This is a genomic window from Pseudomonas sp. DC1.2, assembly GCF_034351645.1.
Lineage (GTDB): Bacteria > Pseudomonadota > Gammaproteobacteria > Pseudomonadales > Pseudomonadaceae > Aquipseudomonas.
Genome location: NZ_CP133782.1, coordinates 5,022,635 through 5,041,630, shown reverse-complemented (window position 1 = coordinate 5,041,630; position 18,996 = coordinate 5,022,635). Strand labels below are relative to the sequence as shown.

At 57.9% G+C, this 18,996-nt stretch carries 15 protein-coding genes; 4 read left to right on the top strand and 11 right to left on the bottom strand.

Features of this window, described 5'->3' with window-relative positions:
- Positions 1 to 9: 9 nt before the first annotated feature.
- The 10 genes from RHM68_RS22935 to RHM68_RS22890 all read right to left on the bottom strand — a co-directional run bounded on the left by RHM68_RS22935 (position 10) and on the right by RHM68_RS22890 (position 12,857).
- Positions 10 to 1,572 (bottom strand): SpoVR family protein, encoded by a 1,563-nt coding sequence (locus tag RHM68_RS22935; RefSeq protein WP_322219245.1) that lies wholly within the window; start codon positions 1,570 to 1,572, stop codon positions 10 to 12.
- Positions 1,569 to 2,840 (bottom strand): YeaH/YhbH family protein, encoded by a 1,272-nt coding sequence (locus tag RHM68_RS22930; protein WP_322219244.1) that lies wholly within the window; start codon positions 2,838 to 2,840, stop codon positions 1,569 to 1,571. The genes RHM68_RS22935 and RHM68_RS22930 overlap by 4 nt, the downstream gene beginning before the upstream one ends.
- A gap of 141 nt (positions 2,841 to 2,981) precedes the next feature.
- On the bottom strand, positions 2,982 to 4,904 hold the full coding sequence (locus RHM68_RS22925) for a PrkA family serine protein kinase (protein ID WP_054044143.1): 1,923 nt from the start codon (positions 4,902 to 4,904) through the stop codon (positions 2,982 to 2,984).
- Positions 4,905 to 5,197: 293 nt separating this feature from the next.
- Positions 5,198 to 5,527, bottom strand: coding sequence for a thiosulfate sulfurtransferase GlpE (gene glpE / locus RHM68_RS22920; RefSeq protein ID WP_322219243.1), 330 nt, complete (start codon positions 5,525 to 5,527; stop codon positions 5,198 to 5,200).
- Positions 5,528 to 5,560: 33 nt separating this feature from the next.
- Complete coding sequence (locus tag RHM68_RS22915) at positions 5,561 to 6,442, bottom strand: symmetrical bis(5'-nucleosyl)-tetraphosphatase (RefSeq protein WP_322219242.1); 882 nt, start codon at positions 6,440 to 6,442, stop codon at positions 5,561 to 5,563.
- Complete coding sequence (gene apaG / locus RHM68_RS22910; RefSeq protein ID WP_322219241.1) at positions 6,442 to 6,822, bottom strand: Co2+/Mg2+ efflux protein ApaG; 381 nt, start codon at positions 6,820 to 6,822, stop codon at positions 6,442 to 6,444. The genes RHM68_RS22915 and apaG overlap by 1 nt, the downstream gene beginning before the upstream one ends.
- A gap of 123 nt (positions 6,823 to 6,945) precedes the next feature.
- Positions 6,946 to 7,764, bottom strand: a complete 819-nt coding sequence (rsmA, locus tag RHM68_RS22905; RefSeq protein WP_322219240.1) for a 16S rRNA (adenine(1518)-N(6)/adenine(1519)-N(6))-dimethyltransferase RsmA — start codon at positions 7,762 to 7,764, stop codon at positions 6,946 to 6,948.
- A complete protein-coding gene (gene pdxA / locus RHM68_RS22900) occupies positions 7,761 to 8,750 on the bottom strand; it encodes a 4-hydroxythreonine-4-phosphate dehydrogenase PdxA (RefSeq protein ID WP_322219239.1) in 990 nt (329 codons plus the stop codon). Before pdxA ends, rsmA begins: the two co-directional genes overlap by 4 nt.
- Complete coding sequence (gene surA, locus RHM68_RS22895) at positions 8,747 to 10,069, bottom strand: peptidylprolyl isomerase SurA (RefSeq protein WP_322219238.1); 1,323 nt, start codon at positions 10,067 to 10,069, stop codon at positions 8,747 to 8,749. Before surA ends, pdxA begins: the two co-directional genes overlap by 4 nt.
- Complete coding sequence (locus RHM68_RS22890; RefSeq protein WP_322219237.1) at positions 10,044 to 12,857, bottom strand: LPS-assembly protein LptD; 2,814 nt, start codon at positions 12,855 to 12,857, stop codon at positions 10,044 to 10,046. The genes surA and RHM68_RS22890 overlap by 26 nt, the downstream gene beginning before the upstream one ends.
- Positions 12,858 to 12,987: 130 nt before the next feature.
- On the opposite strand from RHM68_RS22890, the gene RHM68_RS22885 reads away from it, so the two are divergent.
- The 3 genes from RHM68_RS22885 to RHM68_RS22875 are packed head-to-tail and all read left to right on the top strand — an operon-like array spanning position 12,988 to position 15,450.
- Positions 12,988 to 14,013 carry an aminoglycoside phosphotransferase family protein gene (locus RHM68_RS22885; protein WP_322219236.1) on the top strand — a complete coding sequence of 342 codons (1,026 nt, stop codon included), beginning with the start codon at positions 12,988 to 12,990 and terminating at the stop codon, positions 14,011 to 14,013.
- Positions 14,010 to 14,681: an N-acetylmuramate alpha-1-phosphate uridylyltransferase MurU gene (gene murU, locus RHM68_RS22880; RefSeq protein ID WP_322219235.1), complete on the top strand. Its 672-nt coding sequence runs from the start codon at positions 14,010 to 14,012 to the stop codon at positions 14,679 to 14,681. The genes RHM68_RS22885 and murU overlap by 4 nt, the downstream gene beginning before the upstream one ends.
- Before the next feature lies 1 nt (position 14,682).
- Complete coding sequence (locus RHM68_RS22875) at positions 14,683 to 15,450, top strand: TerB family tellurite resistance protein (protein ID WP_322219234.1); 768 nt, start codon at positions 14,683 to 14,685, stop codon at positions 15,448 to 15,450.
- 72 nt (positions 15,451 to 15,522) lie between these two features.
- Here RHM68_RS22875 and RHM68_RS22870 read toward each other — a convergent pair whose 3' ends face one another.
- A complete protein-coding gene (locus tag RHM68_RS22870; protein WP_322219233.1) occupies positions 15,523 to 16,515 on the bottom strand; it encodes an alpha/beta hydrolase family protein in 993 nt (330 codons plus the stop codon).
- Between the two features lie 73 nt (positions 16,516 to 16,588).
- Between RHM68_RS22870 and RHM68_RS22865 the strand changes: the two genes are divergently transcribed.
- Positions 16,589 to 18,985 carry a PAS domain S-box protein gene (locus RHM68_RS22865; protein WP_322219232.1) on the top strand — a complete coding sequence of 799 codons (2,397 nt, stop codon included), beginning with the start codon at positions 16,589 to 16,591 and terminating at the stop codon, positions 18,983 to 18,985.
- Positions 18,986 to 18,996 lie beyond the last annotated feature (11 nt).

Sequence of the window (18,996 nt, the reverse complement as noted above, 5' to 3'; positions counted from 1 at the left end):
TAAACAGGATCAAAGATGAATGACGGCTAAGTCCAGACGACCGTAATCGCCTTCGCTGTGTTCGCTTCTGGGCGGAACGTGATGGGTTTTCATCACTTGGTCGCCTTGCAGGGTTTCCAAGTGGATGTCGAAGCCCCACAGCCGGTGGAGGTGCTTGAGCACTTCATCGGTGGACTCTGCCAGCGGCTTACGGTCGTGTTGCTGATGGCGCAGGGTCAGTGAGCGGTCACCGCGGCGGTCGATGCTGTAGATCTGCACGTTGGGTTCGCGATTGCCCAGGTTGTACTGCGCCGCCAGGGTTTCACGGATGATTCGATAGCCAGGCTCGTCGTGAATAGCAGGAACCAGGAGGTCGTCCTTCTGGTCATCATCGAGAATGCTGAACAGCTTCAGGTCGCGGATCACCTGTGGGGACAGGTACTGGAGGATGAAACTCTCGTCCTTGAAACTACTCATGGCGAACTTGATGCTCGACAGCCAGTCGGTGCCGGCAATTTCAGGAAACCAGCGGTAATCTTCCTCGGTCGGGTGTTCGCACATGCGTCGAATGTCCCGGTACATGGCAAAGCCCAAGGCATAGGGGTTTATGCCGTTGTAGTAGGGGCTGTCAAAGCCGGGCTGCATGACCACGCTGGTATGCGACGTCAAGAACTCCATCATGAAGCCGTCTGTGACCAAGCCTTCGTCGTACAGATCGTTCATCAGGGTGTAGTGCCAGAACGTGGCCCACCCTTCGTTCATCACTTGAGTCTGACGTTGCGGGTAGAAGTATTGAGCGATTTTGCGCACGATTCGCACAATCTCGCGCTGCCAGGGCTCCAATAACGGCGCGTGTTTTTCGATGAAGTACAGGATGTTTTCCTGAGGTTCGGCGGGGAAGCGCGCGTTGTCCTTGTCGCTGTACTTGTCTGCGCCTTTGGGGATCGTTCGCCACAGATCGTTGATCTGCTTCTGCAAATGCTCTTCTCGTTCTTTCTGCCGCCGACGTTCTTCCTCCGCAGAAATCGGGTACGGACGTTTGTAGCGATCAACCCCGTAATTCATCAGCGCGTGACAGGAGTCCAGCAGGTCCTCCACGGCGTCGATGCCGTGGCGCTCTTCGCATTGCATGATGTACTGCTTGGCAAACACCAGATAATCGATGATTGAGCTGGCGTCGGTCCAGGTACGGAACAGGTAATTGCCCTTGAAGAAGCTGTTATGGCCGTAGCATGCATGGGCGACGACCAGTGCCTGCATGCAGATGGTGTTTTCTTCCATCAGATAGGCAATGCAGGGGTCTGAGTTGATGACAATTTCGTAGGCCAGCCCCATTTGCCCGCGGCTGTAGGATTTCTCGGTGCTGAGGAAGTGTTTGCCATACGACCAATGGTGATACCCCAATGGCATGCCGACCGAGGCATAGGCGTCCATCATCTGCTCGGCGGTGATCACTTCGATCTGGTTGGGGTACGTGTCGAGGGCGTAACGGGCCGCGATACGGCTGATTTCGCGGTCGTAGGCCTGGATCAGCTCGAACGTCCATTCGGAGCCGGTGGAAATAGGGTGGCGCTTCTGCTCTTTGGCGGTCATGTCACTAACCTGCGCTGGAAGAGTTCACGGAAGACCGGATAAATATCCCCGGCCGAGACCAGTTGCTGCTGGGCAAACGTATCGGAAAAAGCTTCGGCGATGCGCTCGTATTCGAACCACAGGGCCTGATGTTCGCGCGGGGTGATTTCTACATAAGTGTAGTACTGCACGAACGGCATGATCTGGTTGATCAAGATGTCGCGGCAGATAGGTGAGTCATCGTTCCAGTTGTCGCCGTCGGAAGCCTGTGCCGCGTAGATGTTCCACTCGTTGCTGGGATAACGCTCAGCCATGATCTCTTGCATCAGTTTCAACGCGCTGGAGACGATGGTGCCGCCGGTTTCTCTGGAGTAGAAAAACTCCTCTTCGTCTACCTCTCTAGCGCTGGTGTGGTGGCGGATAAACACCACATCGATTTTGTCGTAGTTACGCTTGAGAAACAGGTACAGCAGGATGAAGAAGCGCTTGGCAATGTCCTTGGTGGCCTGGGTCATCGAGCCGGACACGTCCATCAGGCAGAACATCACGGCTTTTGAACTTGGGTTGGGCTGCTTGATCAGCAGGTTGTACTTGAGGTCAAAGGTGTCGAGGAACGGAACCCGATGGATGCGCGCGCTTAGTTTTTCGATTTCAACTTCGAGTTCCTGAATATCGCCGAAATTGTCCGGCTCTTCGCGTTTGAGTCGCGCGAGCTCTTCTTTCGCGTCACGCAGTTTTTTGCGGCTGCTGCCAGACAGGGCGATGCGCCGTGCGTGGGCCGACCGCAGCGTGCGGATGATGTTGATCCTTGAGGGATTACCCTCGTTGCTGATGCCTGCACGAACAGTTTTGAAGGTGTCAGTGCCGGTCAGGTTGCGCTTCACCAGGTTAGGTAGCTCAAGGTCCTCGAACATGAACTCGAGGAATTCTTCCTGGGTGATCTGGAAGACGAACTCATCCATGCCTTCGCCGGAGTTGCCCGCTTTGCCGGGGCCTCGGCCGCCACCACCTGCGGGCGGGCGGGCAATGTGCTCGCCGCTGGTGAATTCCTTGTTACCGGGATGCACGACGGTCTGCTTGCCGCCCCGGCCATGGTGAAGTACCGGTTCGTCGATGTCGCGACCGGGAATGCTGATTTGCTCGCCATGCTCCATATCGGTAATGGAGCGCCGGCTGACCGCCTCTTCGACGGCTTTCTTGATGTGATCACGGTAGCGCCGCAGGAATCGCTGGCGGTTTACCGTGCTTTTGTTCTTGCCATTGAGGCGTCGGTCAATCACATAGCTCATAGGCCCTCCGGGGAGCTTCGAGTCACAAGCTTCAAGCTGCAAGACAGAAGCTTCAGAAACAAGCAGCGCGCGACATATGGCCACAATTACGCAAACAACATGCGTTGGGCAGAGAGTTGTCGTGCGCCGCTTGCCGCTCCCTTATTGGGATTTTCTGACCCGCAGATACCACTCGGACAGCAGTCGTACCTGTTTGTCGGTGTAGCCTCGCTCGACCATCCGAGTGACGAAGTCGTTGTGCTTCTGTTGATCCTCTTTGCTGGCCTTTGCATTGAAACTGATGACTGGCAGCAGGTCCTCGGTGTTCGAGAACATTTTTTTCTCGATCACCACCCGCAGTTTTTCGTAGCTGAGCCAGGTCGGGTTCTTGCCGTTGTTATTGGCCCGAGCGCGCAATACGAAGTTGACGATTTCGTTGCGGAAATCTTTCGGATTACTGATGCCAGCCGGTTTCTCGATTTTCTCTAACTCCTCGTTCAGGGCTACGCGGTTGAGAATCTCGCCGGTTTCCGGGTCGCGGTACTCCTGATCCTGAATCCAGAAATCGGCATACAGCACGTAACGATCGAAGATGTTCTGGCCATACTCGCTGTAAGACTCGAGGTAAGCGGTTTGAATCTCCTTACCGATAAACTCGATATAACGCGGTGCCAGGTACTCTTTGAGGAAGCGCAGGTAGCGTTCGCGGGTTTCGGCCTGGAATTGCTCCTGTTCAATCTGTTGTTCCAGTACGTAAAGCAAATGCACGGGGTTAGCGGCAATTTCGTGCGGATCGAAGTTGAAGACCTTGGAGAGGATCTTGAAAGCGAACCGGGTCGACAGTCCGTTCATGCCTTCGTCGACGCCGGCATTGTCGCGATATTCCTGGATCGACTTCGCCTTCGGATCGGTATCTTTGAGATTTTCGCCGTCGTACACGCGCATCTTTGAGTAGATGTTCGAGTTTTCAGGCTCCTTGAGACGCGAAAGCACGGTGAACTGCGCCAGCATTTTCAAGGTGTCGGGGGCGCAGTGGGCTTTGGCCAGTGAGCTGTTGAACAGCAGTTTGTCGTAGATCTTCACTTCGTCGCTGACCCGCAGGCAGTAAGGTACTTTGACGATGTAGATCCGGTCGATGAAAGCTTCGTTGTTCTTGTTGTTGCGGAAGGTGTGCCACTCCGACTCGTTGGAGTGGGCCAGTAGAATCCCGGTGAATGGAATCGCGCCCAAACCTTCTGTGCTGTTGTAGTTACCTTCCTGGGTGGCTGTCAGTAATGGGTGCAGCACCTTGATCGGTGCCTTGAACATTTCGACGAACTCCATCAGGCCCTGGTTGGCCCGGCACAGAGCGCCCGAGTAGCTGTAGGCATCAGCATCGTTTTGCGGGAATTCTTCGAGCTTGCGGATATCGACTTTACCCACCAGGGCCGAGATGTCCTGGTTGTTTTCATCCCCAGGCTCGGTTTTGGCCACGGCGATCTGGTTGAGGATCGATGGATAGAGCTTGACCACGCGGAACTGGCTGATGTCGCCACCGAACTCTGCCAGGCGTTTGGTGGCCCATGGCGACATGATGGTGTTGACGTAGCGCCGCGGAATACCGAAGTCTTCCTCTAGGATCGCGCCATCTTCGGTGGCGTTGAACAGACCTAGGGGTGACTCGAATACCGGTGAGCCCTTGATTGCATAGAAGGGGACTTTCTCGATCAGTTGCTTGAGCTTTTCGGCCAGGGACGACTTACCACCGCCGACGGGGCCGAGCAGGTAGAGGATCTGTTTCTTCTCTTCCAGGCCTTGAGCTGCATGGCGGAAATACGACACGATCTGGTCAATGCATTCTTCCATTCCGTGGAAGTCTTCAAAGGCCGGGTAGCGGCGGATCACCTTGTTGGAGAAGATTCGCGACAGTCTCGAGTTGGCCGAGGTGTCGAGCAGTTCCGGTTCACCGATGGCCAGTAGCAGGCGCTCGGCGGCGGAAACGTAGGCACTGCGGTCCTTTTTGCACAGCTCAAGATACTCTTGCAGCGAGAGTTCTTCCTGGCGTGTGGACTCGAAGCGTTGTTGGAAGTGGCTAAAGATACTCATGACGTCACCTCGCTCGATACGTGGAGCCGACGCCGGGTCATTCAGTCGATGCTGGCAAGCAGCTGAAATAACAGCTGTTGTTTACCCCCCAGAACACTCTCACGGCTTACAGCCCTGAAAGCCACTCCCGATGACCCGCGCCGGTGTACCGGCTCTCCCCTGTTTTGGATGGCCTGAGGCTAAGGATAGTTCGGAATCTGAGAGGTAAAGGAGCAATGCGTAATTAGTTGTGGCAGACCGTTCGTCTGCCTCGCGCGAGCCCGCGGGGGGCGGGGCTTGCGCGTTACAAAAAATTATTCGGAAGTGCCTTGCTCCGTTTCCGAAGGATAAGTCGTGCGCCACAGTTCGAAACCGCCATCCATGCTGTAGACGTCAGAGAAGCCTTGGCTAATCAGGTAGGCTGCGGCACCTTGGCTGGAATTGCCGTGATAGCAGACCACTACGGTCGGTGCGTCGAGATCCGCGGCACTGATGAAACTGTGCAAGGAATGATTGTCCAGATGCTTGGAGCCCGCAATGTGCAGTGCCGCATAAGTCGCAGGGTCGCGGACATCCACTACCACTGCGCCCTGTTCGCGCAGAGTTTGTGCCTGTTCTGGGGGTATACGTTTGAATTCGCTCATGGCGGGCTCCTTTGGCTCGGCTGAAAGCGCAGCCTAGCGCTGGGCGCTGGCTGACGTTTGGTCGCTAATAAGTGGGGTGGCTGGCGGTGCGGCGTGGCCGTGCTCATCGCATTGGCAGTGCAGGCGTTCGCCGCTGTCGACGTTCATTAGCGTCATGGCGCCGCCCCACACACACCCGGTGTCTAGGGCGAAGATGCCTGGCTCGTCGCATTGGCCTTCGAGCGCCGCCCAGTGGCCGAAGATTACCTTCAGGCCCTTGGTCTTGCGCTCCTGATACGTGAACCACGGCGCATAACCCGGTGGAGCGGTGTCTGCGCCTTCTTTGCCCTTGAGGTCGAGCTTGCCTTCGCGGGTACAAAAACGCATGCGGGTGAAGTAGTTGGTGATCACACGCAGGCGTTCAATGCCGCTCAGGTCACTGTTCCATTTTGTGGGCTCGTTACCGTACATACCATCAAGGTACGGCGCGAAGAGACTGTCGTCGCGCAGTGCTGCTTCAACTTCGGCCGCGCATTTCAAGGCTTTGCGCAACGACCATTGCGGCGGTATGCCGGCATGGACCAGTGCGATGTGGCGTTGTTCGTCGTAATGCATGAGCTTTTGCTGGCGCAGCCATCCCAGCAGCTCGTTGCAATCCGGTGCTTCGAGAATGTCACGTAGCGTGTCGGATTTTTTCAGGCGCTCAATGTTTTGCCCCGCCGCCAGCAAATGCAAATCATGGTTGCCGAGTACGCACACCAGCGAGTCACGGATGCTATAGAGAAAACGCAGCGTTTCCAGAGATTGCGGCCCACGGTTGACCAGGTCGCCTACCAGCCACAGACGATCTCGGGCAGGGTCGAATGCGACCTCCTTGAGCAAGCATTGCAGTGGATCTAGGCAGCCTTGCAGGTCGCCCACGGCGTAAGTCGCCATCAGTGCAGGGCTCCGGGCACCGCCAGGCGGAAAGGTGCGATCACGGCATCAAAGTGCTGACCGTCATCGGCGATCATCTGATAGGTACCTTGCATGGTGCCGACCCGAGTCGTCATGACTGTGCCGCTGCTGTAGGTGTGGTTGTCGCCCGCCTGAATCAGCGGTTGCAAACCCACAACGCCAGCCCCGCGAACCTCTTCGACATGCCCGTCACCGTCTGTGATCACCCAATGACGGGACAAGAGCTTGGCGGGAACCTCACCGTTGTTGTGTACGGTGATGGTGTATGCGAAGGCAAAGCGGTTGTGCTCAGGTTGCGATTGTTCTGCCAGATAGCGGGTGACGACGCTGACGTCGACCTGATAACGAGGATCGGACATGCAAGAGGCCTTAAAAGCGAAGCGGGGTGCGGGGCGTAGCTGATGGAATTCAGTCTAGGCCAAGTATCGGGTAGTAAACCAGACATCGCGTCTGGCGTCCTACCCGATAACGCTTATCGCCTGTCAGTCGGCGGCGGGTGTCTGTAGGACTTGTTCGCTAAGCGTGTCGGCCAGTCGCACGAAGGCGGCCAGGTCGAGTTGTTCGGGGCGCAGGCTGCCATCGACGCCACTGGCTTCGATTTCGTCGTTGCTGAGTAGCAATTTCAGGGTGTTGCGCAGAGTCTTGCGACGCTGGTTGAAGGCTTCTCGGACAACGCGCTCCAGCAACTTGTGATCTTTGGCCGGGTGCGGAAGCACCGCGTGGGGCACCAGGCGCACGATGGCCGAATCCACTTTCGGTGGTGGGTTGAACGCGCCGGGACCAACGTTGAACAAATGCTCAACCCGGCAGTGGTACTGAACCATGATCGACAGACGGCCCCAATCGCCACCGCCAGGACCTGCCGCCAGACGCTGGACCACTTCCTTTTGCAGCATGAAGTGCATGTCGCGAATGATGCTCGCGTTGTTTAGCAGGTGGAAAATCAGCGGTGTGGAGATGTTGTACGGCAGGTTGCCAACCACGCGCAGGCTGTTCGGCGCGGCGTTCAGGCTGTTGAAATCGAACTTCAACGCATCGCCCTGATGCAGGTTGAAATTACTCTTGCTGCCGAACTGCTGGTTGAGGATCGGGATCAGGTCCTTGTCCAGTTCCACCACGTCCAATTGGGCGCCGCTGTTGAGCAGGCCTTCGGTCAGGGCACCCTGCCCAGGACCGATTTCCAGTAGGCGGTCTTCGGGTTTGGCGCGGATGGCACGCAGGATACGGTCGATAACCCCGGCATCGTGCAGGAAGTTTTGGCCAAAGCGTTTGCGCGCCTTGTGTTGATAGTGCTCGGTCATAAACGGGTCTCGGCCATCTGGTAAGCAGTTTCCAGGGCGACTTGCAGGCTGCCGGTATCGATTTTGCCGCTGCCGGCAAGGTCCAAGGCAGTGCCGTGGTCTACCGATGTGCGGATGATCGGCAAACCAAGGGTCACGTTGACTGCTGCGCCGAAGCCTTTGTACTTCAGCACGGGCAGGCCCTGGTCGTGGTACATCGCCAGCACCGCGTCGCAGTGCTCCAGATATTTGGGGGTAAACAGAGTGTCGGCGGGCAGGGGGCCACGAAGGTCCATGCCCTCGCCGCGCAGGCGCTCTAAGGTGGGTTCGATGATGTCGATTTCTTCATGGCCCAGGTGTCCGCCTTCACCGGCGTGGGGATTGAGCCCGCAGACCAGGATGCGTGGCTGGGCGATGCCGAATTTTTCTTGCAGGTCTGCATGCAGAATCCGCGTGACCCGCTCCAGACGCTCCGGCGTTATTGCATCGGCAATCTCGCGCAGGGGCAGGTGGGTGGTGACCAGGGCCACGCGCAAGCCGCGTGTGGCGAGCATCATCACCACTTGCTCGGTATGAGTCAGGCCAGCTAGAAATTCCGTATGCCCGGAAAAGGTGATGCCGGATTCATTGATCACGCCCTTGTGTACAGGTGCGGTGATCATTCCGGCGAAATGTCCATCCAGGCAGCCGTGGCCCGCGCGGGTTAGGGTTTCCAGGACGAAAGCGGCATTAGCTTTGTTCAGTTGCCCAGCGATGACCGGTGCATTGAGCGGGGTATCCCAGACATACAAGCTATTGGCCGGCGCTGGAGCGTCAGGCCAGTTCCCGGGCGTGACAGGCAACAGAGTGACAGCCACGCCCAGTTGCGCGGCCCGCTCGATGAGCAGGTCGCGGCTGGTAATGGCAATCAGGGGGTGTGGCTGGGCTTGCGATGCGAGCAGCAGGCACAGGTCGGGACCTATGCCTGCCGGTTCACCCGGCGTCAGCGCGAAACGCTTGGATTTCACTGCACTGCCTGGTCTGCACCAGGGAGTTTGATCTCTACATAAGCTTCGTCACGTATCTGACGCAGCCAGCTTTGCAGCTCTTCGTCGTATTTGCGGTTACGCAGTACGGTCATCGCTTGCTGCTCGCGGGCCTGGGTGGTGCTGTCGGTGGCGCGGCGGCCAAGGACTTCCAGAACGTGCCAGCCATATTGGGTCTTGAACGGTTTGGACAGTTGACCTTGTGGGGTCTTGGCCATTACTTCGCGGAATTCCGGCACCAGCACATTCGGGTCGATCCAGTTCAAGTCACCGCCGTTGAGGGCGGAACCCGGATCTTCCGAGTAGCTTTTAGCCAGGTCGCCAAAATTCTCGCCCGCTTCAATACGGGTATAGAGCGACTGAGCCAGGGCTTTGGTCTTTTCTTCGTCGCGGATCGGGCTCGGTTTCACCAGAATATGACGCACATGCACTTCGTCGCGCATCTGAGTCTCACCGCCACGCTTCTCAAGGATCTTCAGAATAATGAAGCCGCCCGGTGTGCGCATCGGCTGGGTCACGTCGCCGATCGCCATGGTGCTCAGCATGCGATCGAATGGTGGTGGCAGTTGAGCAGCTTTACGCCAGCCCATGTCGCCACCTTCTAGTGCGGTTTCGCTAGCGGATTTGGCGATGGCCAGTTGACCGAAGTCTGCGCCTTGCTTGAGCTGCTGATAAACCGCATCTGCCTGCTTGGCTGCATTCTGAATAGCGTCGGAGTTAGCGCTTTCCGGCGTAGGAATCAGAATGTTGGCCAGGCGGAACTCTTCGGACAGCTGCATTTTGCCCAAGTCGGAAGCGAGGAAATTTTTTACTTCCTGCTCGGACACCTGGATACGTTCTGCCACTCGGCGCTGACGTACACGGCTGATGATCATCTCGCGGCGAATCTGGTCACGGGCGTCGTCGTAAGACAGACCATCGTGAGCCAGGGCGGCGCGAAACTGATCAATGCTCATGTTGTTGCGCTGGGCAATGGTGCCGACAGCCTGGTTCAGTTCTTCATCGCTGATGCGGATGCCGGAACGCTCACCGATCTGCAATTGCAGGTTTTCGACGATAAGGCGTTCGAGTACCTGCTGATCCAACACGCTGGTCGGTGGTACGGCTGCACCACGCTTGGCGATGGTTTGCTGAACCTCGTGGACCCTCTGGTCCAGTTGACTCTGCATGACCACGTCGTTGTCGACGATCGCCACCACTTTATCGATGGACTGTACGGCGGCGTTAGCGGCAGTACCCAGGAACAGCGCGCCCAGCATCAGCGGGCGCAGACAATCAGAAAGCTTGGTCTTCACGTTCACGATAACCTTGAATGCCTTTGTCGAGGAAACTCTCTACTTTGGCGCCGGTGAGGCCGCCGAGTCCCTTCAGAACGATTTGGAGGAAGACGCCGTGGTCGCCTTTTTCGTTTTGCGGAGCTTCCTGACTGAACTCGTCGTAGGAAATCCAGTAACGGTTTATCACGCGCAGTTTCCAGCAGCAGTTGTCGTACTCGAAACCACCAAACGCTTCCAGGGTGCGGCTGCGGTTGTAGTCGTATTGCCAGCGGCTGATAGCGTTCCACTGCGGCACGATTGGCCAGATTACGGAGAAGTCGTGCTGCTTGATCTTGTAGTAGTCCTTCACGTAGCCAGGCTGGCCAGGGGTGCCGTAATCACCACCCGTCGTCCATTGGCCGGTACTCTGGTCGTAACGAACCTGGTCATTGCGATAGCGATAGCCGGCGTTGACGACCTTGTTCGGGTTGTCTTCAGGCTGATAATGGAACATCGCGCTGCCAGAGCGAGGGCTGTGGCTGTCCGGGTCCCAGTTGTAGTCGGCCGTGGTGCGCCAGTCGCGGTTCCAGCGATATTCGTATTCCAGTGCATACGGCGAAACATTGGACTGTGCCGATGAGCGCAGCTTTGGATCGATGCCCGGCAACTGGACTTCGCGGTCCTTGAAGTAATAAGCCTGGCCGACGCTGACGCGTTGACGCTCGAAACCGTTGTCTTCGATCCAGCGGCTGGTCACGCCAAGGGACAATTTGTTCTCGTCACCGATGCGGTCGGAACCGGAGAAGCGATTGTCGCGGAACAATGAGGAGTAGTTGAAGGTGTATTCGCTGGTGTCGAAGACTGGGATGTCTTGCTGGTCGACCTCAGGGACGTACAGGTAGAACAGCCGTGGTTCGAGGGTCTGGCGATAGTTTTTGCCAAACCACTGGGTATTACGATCGAAATACAGGCCGCTGTCTACGCTGGCAATAGGCACGCCGCGGTTCTGATTGCTGCCGAACCGACCGCCAACGTAATTGGTGTTGTTTGCAATGGCGGCGGCTTGGTTATCAATGATTTCCTGTTTGCCGGTACCGTCTAGATCAAGCTGGTACTGAGTGTACTGGTACTTGAGCGTCGGCTTCACGAAGCCATAAGTCCAGTTCAGCGGCAAGCTGACGGCTGGCGCCAGGTTCAGGCGATCGCCAGTGGCTCGGGCAAGACCGTTGACATTGTTATCCAGACGCGGAGAAACGCTGCCGTCTTCATTGGTGAAGTTACCGTTTTGCAGGTCTCGGTCAAACCTTACGATTTCAGTGTTGTACGAGAAATCCAGACCGTTCGGGTGGTAAGGCAGGGCGCCGTTGAACGTGATCTGCGGCAGACGATCGTAGGGCGTGATGTTCGATACGGTGGCCAGTTGGTAAGCCTGGGCATTGATCGCGGCGGTGTAACTGTCGCCACGGTAGGTCACCGAACCTTGCTGGTTCACGTAATCCGCGCTTTTTATGCCGATCTGGTCAGTCTGCAAATCCTGGAAATAGTAAGGATCGCTGATCTTGGTGTAGTCGACTTGCGTGAATACGCGCGAGTCGAGACCACCCTTGTGCTGCCAGTTGTACATGTAGCGGGTGCGTTGGTAGTCGCTCTGCTTGCTGCGCTCAGTGTCATCGTCATTGAGGTACGCCGCCCCAAACTGACCTTCGCTGGACGTGGTCAGGTAACGGAACTCGCCTTCCACCAACATGCCGCGCTTGCTCATGTAGCGCGGGTACAACGTGGCATCGTAGTTCGGTGCCAAGTTGAAGTAATACGGTGTCACCAGCATGAAGCCGGTTTTGGTGCTCGTGCCGATGGTCGGCGGCAGGAATCCGGACTGGCGACGATTGTCGATCGGGAAATAGATGTACGGCGTGTACAGAATCGGAATGTCCTTGACCCGCAACGTTACGTTGGTCGCCGTACCGAAACCGGTGGCCGGGTTCAAGGTGATGTTGTTGCCTTTAAGTTGCCAGGCGTTGCTGTCCGGTTCACACGTTGTGTACGTACCATCCTTGAGGCGGATGATCGCGTTCTCGGCGCGTTTGGCGTACAGCGCATTACCGCGGATACGCGATTTATGCATCACGTATTCGGCGTTGTCGACCTTGGCTTCACCCGTATCGAGTTGCACGTCGGCGTGGTCGCCCACGATCAGTGCGCCGTTGTCGCGGATGCGCACGTTGCCCGACAGTTCGCCACGGCTCTCGGCCTGATACAGGCTGGCCTCGTCGGCTTCGGCCTGCATGCTGCCCTGACGCAAGACCACGTCACCGGCCAGCGTGCCGATCTGATCTTCGGTGTTATAGCGGGAAGCTTTGGCGCCGATAAAGGTCGGTGCGTCACTTTTATTCGTCTTGTCATTCATGCCAGGACGAATCGGTTCGATATAGGAACCAGAGCAGTAAGGGCCTGTTTCAGCTAACTGCGCAGCAGTGAGCTTGTCGCGCGGAACCCAGTCGAGGTGACTGTAGTCTGCGCTACGGGACTTCAGGCCGCGGCCCTTGGCTTCAGTCACCAACGCCGGCTTCGCGCCGGTATTGGTGCTGGAACCGTCAGGTGCCGGTGCGGTCTCGCCATTGGCTGTGACTGCGCTGCCGTCATGGACGGGACGCGGCGGCAAAACAGCTACCGGCGTCTTTGGCGCACAGTCCCAGGCACCCGAAGCAGAGACTGAGCAGTCATACTGTTCCGCGGCGACCACGAACGAAGTGGCTAGAGGTTGCAGGGCCAGCAGACTGCCGGTAACCAACAACGGGAATTTTTTACGAAACGCGGGGGATTTCAATGCCATCTTATTAGTCCGGGCTTCCTGCGTGCCATCTGCCCGCGGTGTGGGCCGCACGCCTCTCGATGGTCTGAAAAAGATGCTGGATAATAAAGCATGACCCGCTTGACGGCTAGCGCCGTCGGAGACCCTTGCAATGCCTGATCAAGATGTACGCTTGCAACACCTGAAAGTTTGGCTCGATGAACAGTTGGCTATCCTCTTTAAAGATCAGCGCTGGGGCCCCGTGCCCCCGGCCACGTTGACTGCGGCCAGTAGTGACGCCAGTTTTCGGCGTTATTTTCGGTGGGAGGGTGAGGGTAGAAGTTTCGTCGTGATGGACGCTCCACCGCCTCAGGAAAACTGCAAACCGTTCGTGGATATCGCTTTTCTGCTGGCGAAATCCGGAATAAATGTGCCGAAAATTTATGCAGAGGACCTTGAACGTGGATTTCTTTTGCTCAATGACCTGGGCAACAAGACTTATCTGGACGTGATCAACGGCGAAAACGCCGATGATTTATTCACGTATGCCCTGCAGGCACTGTTAGCTTTTCAGCAGTTGCCGAGTGTTGCCCCCCTGCCAAGTTATGACGAGGCGCTGTTGCGTCGCGAGTTGGCGTTGTTTCCCGAGTGGTACGTGAAGCATGAGTTGGGCATTGAGTTCGACTCGGCACAGCAAATGCTTTGGCAGCAGGTTAGCGATTTACTGATCGACAGCGCCCTGGCTCAGCCCAAGGTTCTGGTCCACCGCGACTATATGCCTCGCAACCTGATGCTCAGCGAGCCTAATCCGGGCGTGCTGGATTTTCAGGACGCGGTCTATGGTCCGGTGACGTATGACGTGACGTGCCTGTTTAAGGACGCCTTTCTCAGTTGGCCTGAAGAGCGTGTTCATGGCTGGCTGGCGGATTATTGGCAGCAGGCTGGAGCCCTCGGCATTCCGGTGCAGCCAGACTTTGAAGACTTCCTGCGTGCCAGCGACCTGATGGGCGTGCAGCGTCATCTGAAAGTGATCGGCATCTTCGCCCGCATCTGCCACCGCGATGGAAAACCGCGCTATCTGGCCGACGTACCGCGCTTCTTTGCTTATATAGAAGCAGTAATTGCCCGTCGTCCTGAACTCGCACAGTTGGATGTGTTGCTGGCGAGCCTGCGTCAGCCCGCCGGAGTTCGTGTATGAAGGCAATGATTCTGGCCGCAGGTAAAGGCGAGCGCATGCGTCCGCTGACCTTGACCACGCCAAAACCGCTGGTGCGTGTGGGCAAAGTGCCTTTGATCGAATATCACCTCAGAGCGCTGGCCGCGGTCGGGTTCACGGACATTGTGATCAACCATGCCTGGCTCGGTCAGCAGATCGAGGACTACCTGGGCGATGGTTCTCGCTTTGGCGTCAGAATTCAGTATTCGGCTGAAGGTGAGCCGCTGGAAACCGGTGGTGGCATTTATCGAGCACTGCCCTTATTGGGTGACGATGCGTTTTTGGTGGTCAACGGTGACATCTGGACTGACTACGACTTCAGCGTGCTGCACCAACCGATTACCGGTCTGGCGCATCTGGTGCTGGTGGATAACCCGGCCCATCACCCCTCCGGGGATTTCAGCCTGGTCGATGGCCGCGTGCGCGACGGTCAGCCAGATGCGCAGACGCTGACCTACAGCGGCATCGCGGTACTCCATCCGCAGTTGTTCGACGGTTGCAGCGATGGCGCGTTCAAGCTGGCGCCGTTGTTTCGCAAGGCGATGGTCGACGGGCAAGTGAGCGGTGAACGTCTGCGCGGCCAATGGGTGGATGTCGGCACTCACGAGCGCCTGGCTGAAGTTGAAACTCTGATAGAAGCGAGACGCTGACATGTTGTGGCCAGGGACTCTGATCGGAGCCGGAGCGGGCTTTGCCATAGCCAGCATTCCGGGGGCCATGCTCGGCGCTTTGTTAGGACAGGCGCTGGACCGGCGTCTGCACTTGCAGAGTTGGGGGCATTTGCGTGAAAAACTCGGCGGTCGTCCAGTGCTGCGCAACGACGAACTGTTGTTCGTGTTGCTCGGCCGGTTGGCGAAGAGTGACGGGCGGGTGGTGCAAGGGCACATCCAGCAGGCTCGTCAGGAGATGCGCTCTCTGGACATGAGCGAGTCGGCGCAGCGTCGTGCGATTGCGGCGTTCAATCGTGGCAAGTCGGGTCATGACCGCGTGCGCAGTTACTTGCGACGTTTGAGTTCACAACCCCACGCCACTGAAGGCATCTTGCGAGCGTGTTGGCGGATGGTCTGGGCCGATGGTCGGGCAGGCAGCCGTGAGCGTGAGTTGCTGGCGCAATGGGGTAGATGGCTGGGTTGGACGCCACAGCAAGTGCAGGCACTGGCAAACGACTATGAGCCGCAGAAACGCCCGCTGGCTTATGGCGGCGGTAGTTATCAGGATGCCTTGCGGATCCTGGGCGTGTCGGCCACCACTGAACCTGAGCAGATCAAGCGCGCTTATCGGCGCCTGCTCAGCCGTCATCATCCGGACAAGATTGCTGGCACGGGGGCCACAGCGTTGCAGGTTCGCGAGGCTACTGACAAAACTCGCGAGCTGCATAACGCCTATAAGCTGATTCGTCAGCGCCGCGATTTTCGCTAGCAGGGCAGAAGCGCATCGCCGTGAGTCCCCTCATCGCGAGCACGCTCGCGGTGGGAGCGTGCAGCTGGTTGATCAATTCGCCACAGGCTGCGGATTCAACCAGCCCCGGACCCGGCGCAAGAGTTGCTCTTGTTCTGCATGGGGATTGCCCGGCAGCGCCTTCAGCGATACTTGGCTGAACGCCGAAGTCTTCAGGCGTTTACTGGCTTGCAAACGCTCCAGTGCCGCGTTGCGATCCAGCGGTTTATCCATGTAGAAAAGATCGATGGTTGGCAACTTAAGCGTTGGCGTCAGTTCGGCCAGCTCGGGTTTCGCCTTTACTGGCGTCTGCGCCGCGACCATGACGAACTTCTCCACCTGCGAAGGCTGTTTCTCGCTCAAATAACGTGCTGCCCAGTAAGCCCCAGTGCCATGTCCCAGCACCACAATGCTGCGGGCACCTTGCTGTGCGGCAAAAGCCAGCGCCGCATCCAGGCGGGCGAAGATTCGCTCCGCGTCAGCCTTGGCCTGTTCTTCGGTGGTTTCAGCGATGGCCTTGTCCGCCACTTCGGCTTCTCCGCCGGCCACTTGTTCGATAGGCGGTGCGGTGGTCGAGTCCTTGCTCCCGGTATTAGCCGCTTTGGGGGCTGGCGCTGCGACGACAATCCGTGGCGCAATGGCATCGCTTTGCAGATCGGGCAAGGTGATACTCAGGCTGCTCCACTTGGCATCGGGTAATTTGCTGCGTAAAGGGCCAATAGCTTGCGGCCAGTCAACGGTTTCACCGGCCCCCGGTATGATAATCACCGCGCCTTTGGGATCGGCGGTATTGGCGGATTTCCAAAGGGCCAGAAAGGTTTCAGCCCCGGCCTGAAGCTGTTGCTGTTCCTGGGCAGGGATTGTTCGCTCAAGTGCAGTGGCTTCTTCCTGACTACGCTCAAGCAGCGGCTGGCGTTCGACTGGTTTTGCTGCTGCCGGTGTTTGCGCAGCGGCGGGCGCAGGATCAGCGGCTTCGACAGACATGGCGCATGGCAGGATCAGCGACAGGCACAAGGCTGGCAGTGCCAGGCGGTAGACAGGGGGCATCGGATATTCCAGGCCAGAAGTTATTCCGGCAGCCTAAAGGGTTGGTCAGTATTTGTCAGTGTGTGAGAGTTCGATGAAGCGTTTTCGCTGCCTGTGGTTTATCGGCTGTTTATGGTTTCCCTTGATGGGCTGGGCGGCCTCCGCGCCGCCCGCACACGTTGCACAGCTGTCGGCGGCTCAGCAGCAATGGCTGGCTCAGCATGATGAACTGCGCGTCGGCTTGGTCTTGCAGGCGCCGTATGCTCAATACGACCGACGCTTGCAGCGCTTGTCCGGGGTAAACGTCGAGCTGATGAAATGGTTGGCCAAGGCCCTCAATGTTGAGCTTAGCTGGCGCAACTTTCCCGATCTGGACCAACTGGAGGCGGCCGCGCGCGAAGGAGAAATCGACATCGCCCCAGGGTTGACCCAGACCCCAGGGGGGCTGCGGCTTTGGCAGTTTTCCGACCCTTATATGCGGGTGCCACAACTGGTGGTCAGCGAGCAGAAGGGTACCGGGGTGGTGGAGTTGGAAAAGCTCGACAGCCAGACGCGGGTCGCCGTGCGCATGCCTGGTGCGACGGCCGATTATTTACGCAGCAATTATCCTCACCTGAACTTGCAAGGCGTGCCGATTGAACGCCAGGCCCTGCAACTGCTATTGAGCCAGCAGGCCGGTTATGCGGTGGTCGATGAAGCACAACTGGGGCGTTTGTCTGCTGAGCCGGAGTTTGCCGGCCTCTCCGTCGTGGGCGACATCGGTCTGCCGCAATTGCTGCGCGTGGCCTCACGCCGAGACTGGCCGGAGCTGGCAGGCGTCGTCGAAAGTGCGCTGCGTGCGATTCCGGCCAAGGATTTGGAGCAACTGCACAATCAATGGCTACAACCGAAATACCCACGGCTGTCTGAATCGCCTGGGTTCTGGCAGAACCTCAGCCTGTTGTTCGCGGTGTTGACGCTAAGCAGTCTGGCCATTGTGTTCTGGCAACGGCGTCAGCAACACAGTCTGGAGCAGCGGCTGCTCGCGGCGCGGGAGGACATCGCCTTGCGCGCTGCCGGCGAAGAAGCCTTGCGCCTCACGCAGTTCTCCATCGATCAAAGTACCGTTGGCATTCTGTGGGTCAATTGGGACAGCCATGTGCGCTACGCCAACCGCGCCGCTGAAGTCATGCTCGGCTACCCGGCGGGCGCAATCATCGACCGACCCTTGATCGACTTCGAGCCCGGCCTGCACATGGATCGCTGGCTGAGTCTGTGGAAGCGCGCGCGATCAAGTGAGGAGGGGCCGCAAAGTTTCGAAACCTATTGTCTACGAGCGGATGGCAGCATCCTGCCGACGGATGTTTCGTTGAGCTTCCTGCGCTTTCGCGATGGCGAATACCTGGTGGTTTACCTCAACGACGTTACCGAGCGTCGTCGTGCGTTGGCCGCACTGCAGGAAAGTGAGGCGCGGCTGCAAGGGATTGCTGCCAACGTTCCTGGCTTGGTCTTTCGGCTGGAGCGGGCACCGGTGACAGGGCAGATAGATTTTGCCTACATCAGCGAGGGCAGCGAGAGCCTGGTGGGGTACTCGCCGGCGACCCTGGCCCATCGCGACAAAGGCCTGCGCAGTCTGGTGCATCCGGACGACAAGGCCAGTTATCACCAAACCCAGGACCATGCTCTGGACACTGACAGCGACTGGTCGTGGCAAGGTCGGATTCTCACCCGTCAGGGCGAGCAGCGCTGGGCCGAGATCAAGGCCATTACCCGGCGACTGGATGACGGCGCGTATGTCTGGGACGGGATCGTCTGGGACATCAGCGAAAGCAAAGGCATCGAACTGGAACTGGCCAGCTCTCGGGGGCAATTGCGTGAACTGTCCGCGCATCTGGAGAGTGTGCGGGAAGAAGAAAAGGCGCGGATTGCGAGGGAGGTTCATGACGAATTGGGGCAGATGTTGACTGTCTTGAAACTCGAAACGTCCATGTGCGAACTGGCCTACGCCCAACTCGATCCCGGCCTGAACGAACGCTTGAACAGCATGAAGCGGCTGATCGCTCAGCTGTTTCAGTTGGTGCGCGATGTGGCCACAGCGCTACGACCGCCGATTCTCGACGCAGGGATCGCGTCGGCCATCGAATGGCAGGCCCGGCGTTTCGAGGCTCGCACGCAGATTCCGTGCCTGGTGCAGGTGCCTGATAATTTACCGGCGCTGAGCGATGCCAAGGCTGTTGGCTTGTTCCGGATACTTCAGGAGGCGCTGACCAATGTCATGCGGCATGCCCAGGCGCATACTGTCGAGCTGACGCTGGTGCTGGAGGGCAACGAGTTGTGTCTGACCGTCAGCGATGATGGCGTAGGATTTGTCGCTGCAACGGGTAGGCCGACTTCCTTTGGTGTGGTGGGCATGCGTGAGCGGGTGTTGATCATGGGGGGGCAGTTGTCTCTTGATAGTGTGCCGGGGGAGGGAACGACCTTGAGTGTGCGTGTGCCGTTGGATGAGGCTTGATGGTTTTGCTC